Origin of the sequence: Carboxylicivirga agarovorans (assembly GCF_050589845.1) — a bacterium.
In the GTDB taxonomy this organism is placed as follows: Bacteria; Bacteroidota; Bacteroidia; order Bacteroidales; family Marinilabiliaceae; genus Carboxylicivirga; species Carboxylicivirga agarovorans.
In genome coordinates, this window is sequence record NZ_JBNGPA010000080.1 from 1 (window position 1) to 1,500 (window position 1,500).

The window sequence follows — 1,500 nt, forward strand, 5'->3', positions numbered from 1 at the left end:
AAATGATTTATAGGAGAAAACTATTGAGAAACAGAGCAACTCCAGCGGAATGTGAACTTTGGAATTACCTTAAAGGAAAAAGAATATGCAATCTGAAGTTTAGGCGACAACATTCTATTGGGCAATATATTCTGGATTTTTATTGTCCTCAATTAAAGCTAGCTATCGAATAAGATGGGGAATACCATGTTTATAATGAGGAATATGACAGACTTAGGGATAGGAATCTTAGTAATATGGGTATTACAACATTACGATACGAAAATCTTATGGTATTTGAACACCCCAATTATTATCGGATAACACGGTGCTATATAGCTTCGCCAATGATTATTATTACCTGTTACTAAACTCAATATTCTAATTTCTCCCACTCAAAAAGATGGTTTTGTCAGTGCGTTAGGCTACTCAACAAGAAAAATTCATAAAGGATACAGGTAATAGTTGAACAAGGCAGTCCCAAAGTATGTTCCAATAGCAACAAAATCAAACATCATGAAGAAAATCGCTATTGAACTCAAGTGGGGCATCATATTTTTTGCCATTATACTATTGTGGACAGTCTTTGAAAAAAGCATCGGACTGCACGATGAGCGTATTGACAAGCACTATATCCTGACTAACTTTTTTGCCATACCCGCCATTATTGTATATGTATTGGCACTGCTTGATAAGCGCAAATGGCTTGGAGGCACAATGACCTGGTCCCAGGGCTTTTTAAGCGGATTGGTAATCGCGGTGATTGTATCCTTATTAAGCCCGATCGGTCAGTACCTGACACATGCATACCTGTCGCCCGAATATTTTCCCAATGTGATCGCCTTGTCGGTTGAACAGGGCAAACTGACCCAGGAACAGGCGGAAGCTTACTTTAATTTAAACAGCTATATTAAACAGTCTATGATCGGTGCAATTATGATGGGAGCCATAACATCGGCTATTGTAGCAATTTTCACCCGTAAGAACCAGACTTAAGGAAGTTTTTTCACTAATTCTTTAATCTCCCGCTTACTATGGTGGATTCCCCGCTAACCGGGATTTGCAATTCGTGCCTTTAAAATATACTTAATAATCCCTGACAGTGATCCCCATCCCCGTACCTTCGTTACGGTACTTCCCATTTAGCTCTGGCTATAAGGGAAGAGTGGTGCATTGGGATTTTTCATTATAAACAACTGTGAATAAGGGGTGGAAAATCAATCCCAGGCTGTAAATAGCAGGCCGTAGGTCTGCCCCCGATAACTATCGGGGATGAATAGCCCTGGGTAAAGCGCACGAGTGTTCGAAAAGATTCAAACATTCACATATATAGTGTTTTGCAAGCTGTAAATCAGCTCTCCTCCTGGCAAGGAGGAGTACCTCGACGAAGGAGAGGGGAGGTGGTTTTAAGTCTTTTTTATAATTTGTTTTCAACAATATAAGAAAGATATGAAAAGTAACCGGCCAGAAATGATTTATAGGAGAAAACTATTGAGAAACAGAGCAACTCCAGCGGAATGT

At 39.7% G+C, this 1,500-nt stretch carries 1 protein-coding gene and 1 pseudogene; both read left to right on the plus strand.

Annotated elements, in window-relative coordinates:
- The first annotated feature begins 2 nt into the window (after positions 1–2).
- Positions 3–350: pseudogene (locus tag ACRD69_RS25275) on the plus strand (endonuclease domain-containing protein).
- 145 nt (positions 351–495) lie between these two features.
- Positions 496–975, plus strand: coding sequence for a DUF4199 domain-containing protein (locus ACRD69_RS25280; RefSeq protein ID WP_430817917.1), 480 nt, complete (start codon positions 496–498; stop codon positions 973–975).
- Positions 976–1,500: the final 525 nt, after the last annotated feature.